Source organism: Janibacter limosus NBRC 16128 (genome assembly GCF_001570985.1).
In the GTDB taxonomy this organism is placed as follows: domain Bacteria; phylum Actinomycetota; class Actinomycetes; order Actinomycetales; family Dermatophilaceae; genus Janibacter; species Janibacter limosus.
In genome coordinates, this window is sequence record NZ_BCSS01000082.1 from 1 (window position 1) to 3,206 (window position 3,206).

Below are 3,206 nucleotides of genomic sequence, written 5' to 3' on the forward strand. Positions count from 1 at the left end.
GACCGGCGCGGCGGCTGCGGCCGGCTGCGCGGCTGCGGCCTTGGCGGCCTCGTCCTGACGGGCCTTGGCCTCTGCCTCGGCCTTGTCGGCCGCGGCGTTGGCGGCCTGAATGCGCTGCTGAGCGCGCTCCTCGGCCTCCTTGGCGCGGGCCTCGACCATGGCGAGGCGCTCGTCGGCGCTCTGCTGGGCCTGGCCGAGCTTGGCCTCGTCACCCTTGACCTGCTCGTCACGCGACTGCGTGGACTGCTCCAGCGCCGCGACACGCTTGTCGGCCGCAGCGCGAGCCGCGGTCTCCTTGTCGAAGCGGGTGCGCAGGTCCTCCAGGCGGGCCCGCAGGTCGCGGTTCTCGCGGGTCAGGGCCTCGTCGGCCTTGCCGGAGGTACCGGGGCTGGCAGCGACTGCGGCTGCAGGGGCTGCGGCAGCCACGGGGCTGCCGTCCTCGGCACGGGCCCGCAGGTCCTCCGAGTCCTTGACCATGCGGCGCATCTCAGCAACGACCTCGTCGAGGAAGTCGTCGACCTCGCGCTCGTCGTACCCACGACGGAACTGGGTCTGGGTGAAGGTCTTGTTGAGGACGTCCTCGGGCGTGAGCGCCATTGTTCCTCCGTATGCGTTCGGACAGATTGCACGCCAGTGGCACGCAAGGCGCGCACGGGCATCACCGTCAGCCTAGACGATGCTCAGCAGGACCGAGACCGCGAGGATGAGCAGGAGGAATGCCACGTCGATCGCGACCCCGCCGAAACGGATCGGTTTGACAACCTTGCGGATGGCCTTCAACGGAGGATCGGTGACGGTGTAGATGGCCTCGGCGACGACGAGGATCACGCCCCGGGGGCGCCACTGGCGGGCGAAGACCTGGATCCAGTCGAGGACGAGACGCCCGATGAGGATGAGGAAGTAGACGTACAGCACGAGGTGCAGGACGCCGCGGACGATCGACATGAGGCCAGCCTAGATCTGGGGCCTGAGCCCTTGCTGTGCGGTCTGCTCTGGTTGGAACAGCCTGAGCGGTCAGCTCTGGTTGAACAGCGCGCGCGGCTGCGCCGGCTCGCCGCCCTCGGTGTCGACCTCGATGTGCTCGGGCGAGAGCAGGAAGACCTTGTTGGTCACGCGCTCGATGGACCCGTGGAGTCCGAAGACCAGACCGGCCGCGAAGTCGACGAGGCGCTTGGCGTCGGAGTCGTCCATGTCGGTGAGGTTCATGATCACCGGGGTGTTGCTGCGGAAGCTCTCGCCGATGGCGCGGGCATCGTTGTACGTGCTCGGGTGGATCGTCGTGATGCGGTTCATCTGGGTGACCTCCACCTCACGGACGGCCGGTGCGCTCGGGACGCGGCGCAGCGGGGTGACCTCGGCGGCGTGCTCGTCCTCGACGAGCTCGTGGCCGCCCTCGTAGTCGTCGACGTACTCGTCGTACTCGTCGTAACGCTTGTCGTCCTCGGCCAGCCCGAGGTACACCATCGCATTGCGCAGTGCCGTCATGTCTTCAAATCCTCACGTCAAACCGGTTGCCTCGTCGGTGTCATCGAAGTTACCGGTGTGACGCACGAGTTCCGAGGATTGCCGTCCCGACACGCAGGTGTGTCGCTCCGTGGCGCACGGCGGCCTCGAGGTCACCGCTCATCCCCGCCGAGAGCATGTCGGCTCCGGGATGGGCGGCCAGCACCGTCTGGTGCAACCAGGCCAGGCGCTCGAAGGCCTCGTCCGCATCGCCGCCCAGCGGGGCGACCGCCATCAGCCCACCCAGGCGAAGGGGGCTGCCCGCGATCTCGTCGGCGAGGGCCGGCACGTCGGCCGGCTCCGCTCCCCCGCGTCCCGCTCCCGGCTCGGGGTCGAGGTTGACCTGGATCAGGGCGGTCAGCTCCCGCCCTGCAGCCTCGGCGCCCCGGGCCAGCGCACCGATGAGCTTGGCGCGGTCGACCGACTGGACGACATCGGCCCACCGGGTCACGGCATTGGCCTTCTTGGACTGCAGCTGTCCGATGAAGTGGGTGCGCACACCCGGCGGGGTCCCGCCGTCAGCGAGCTTGGTCGAGGCCTCCTGCTCACGATTTTCGCCGATCTCGGTGACGCCGAGCCCGGCGAGCAGGTCGAGGTCGCTGCGGGGGTGGTGCTTCGTGACCACGATGAGCTGCACGTCCTGACGAGGGCGGCCGGCGGCCGTGCAGGCGGCAGCGATGCGCTCCTCGACGGAGGCGAGGTTGGCAGCCAGCTCGTCGCGGCGTGCGTCGTCGGGACTCATGAGGCCCTCCCGAGGATCCCCGCGAAGCGTCCGGTCCGACCGTCGCGCCGGTAGGAGTAGAGCGCGTCGTCCTCGCGCGCGCACCCGGGGACCCACTGGACGGGCACCCCGGCTCCTTGGAGCTGGTCGACGACGCCGCTGGCGACGTCGATGGCCGGCGTGCCGGTCCAGGTGACCGCCGCCGACACCGGCGCGACCAGTGCAGCAGCAGAACGCATCTCGTCGGGCACCTCGTAGCAGCGACCGCAGACCGAGGGGCCGACGGTGGCGCGGAGGCGGACGGCTCCGAGGTCGCGCATCGCCTCGACGAGGTGGAGGGCCACCCCGGCGACCATGCCCGGCCGGCCTGCGTGGGCCACGCCGATGAGCGCGCCGTCCTCGTCGTGGACGAGGACCGGGGTGCAGTCGGCGACGAGCACGCCGAGGGCGAGGCCGGGCAGATCCGTGACCATCGCGTCGCCGACCCCGACGGCTCCCGTCCCCGTCCGCGGGCCGTCCAGCAGCTCCTGCGTCACGTGGACGACCTCGCTGCCATGGACCTGGTCGGCCCAGATCGTCGCCAGGCCGAGGGCCTCCTCGAGCCGGACCCTGTTGGTGGCCACCGCCTGCGGGTCATCTCCGACGTGCGCTCCGAGGTTGAGGCCGGCGAAGGGGGGCGAGCTCACCCCGTCGTGGCGGTCGGTGAATGCGCGGACCAGACCCGCGTCGTCATCTCTCCAGGCAAACACGTCTGCAACCTATCCCTGCGAGCACGAGAGAGGGCACCCAGCCCGCTGTCGCGATGCTGAGTGCCCTCTCTGGTCGGCCTGCGCCATGACTCACTTCAGGAAGTCGGGCACATCCAGGTCGTCACCGTCGTCGAAGGTCACCTGGCGCGGCGGCGCGGCCTGGGCCGGGGGCTGCTGGGCCGGGGGCTGCTGGGCCGGGGGCTGCTGGGCGGGCACCTGCTGGGCCGGAGCCT

The 3,206-nt window shown here is 70.6% G+C and carries 5 protein-coding genes; all 5 read right to left on the reverse strand.

Going from position 1 to position 3,206, the window contains the following annotated elements:
* Positions 1-597 (reverse strand): DivIVA domain-containing protein (locus JLI01S_RS17405; RefSeq protein WP_157075025.1); only part of this gene is annotated, 597 nt, incomplete at its 3' end.
* A 72-nt stretch (positions 598-669) separates the two neighbouring features.
* The gene (locus JLI01S_RS16340; RefSeq protein WP_068266690.1) at positions 670-945 is read right to left on the reverse strand and encodes a YggT family protein; all 276 of its coding nucleotides are present in this window, start codon (positions 943-945) and stop codon (positions 670-672) included.
* Between the two features lie 69 nt (positions 946-1,014).
* The gene (locus JLI01S_RS17595) at positions 1,015-1,485 is read right to left on the reverse strand and encodes a cell division protein SepF (protein WP_068266693.1); all 471 of its coding nucleotides are present in this window, start codon (positions 1,483-1,485) and stop codon (positions 1,015-1,017) included.
* Between the two features lie 49 nt (positions 1,486-1,534).
* Positions 1,535-2,245, reverse strand: a complete 711-nt coding sequence (locus tag JLI01S_RS16350; RefSeq protein WP_068266696.1) for a YggS family pyridoxal phosphate-dependent enzyme — start codon at positions 2,243-2,245, stop codon at positions 1,535-1,537.
* Complete coding sequence (locus JLI01S_RS16355) at positions 2,242-2,973, reverse strand: purine nucleoside phosphorylase YfiH/LACC1 family protein (RefSeq protein WP_068266699.1); 732 nt, start codon at positions 2,971-2,973, stop codon at positions 2,242-2,244. The genes JLI01S_RS16350 and JLI01S_RS16355 overlap by 4 nt, the downstream gene beginning before the upstream one ends.
* Between the last annotated feature and the right edge of the window lie 233 nt (positions 2,974-3,206).

What these genes read in the sequence shown, in the direction of transcription:
- JLI01S_RS16340 (WP_068266690.1), bottom strand. Translation starts at nt 945, where the DNA reads ATGTCGATCGTCCGCGGCGTCCTGCACCTCGTGCTGTACGTCTACTTC.
- JLI01S_RS17595 (WP_068266693.1), bottom strand. Translation starts at nt 1,485, where the DNA reads ATGACGGCACTGCGCAATGCGATGGTGTACCTCGGGCTGGCCGAGGAC.
- JLI01S_RS16350 (WP_068266696.1), bottom strand. Translation starts at nt 2,245, where the DNA reads ATGAGTCCCGACGACGCACGCCGCGACGAGCTGGCTGCCAACCTCGCC.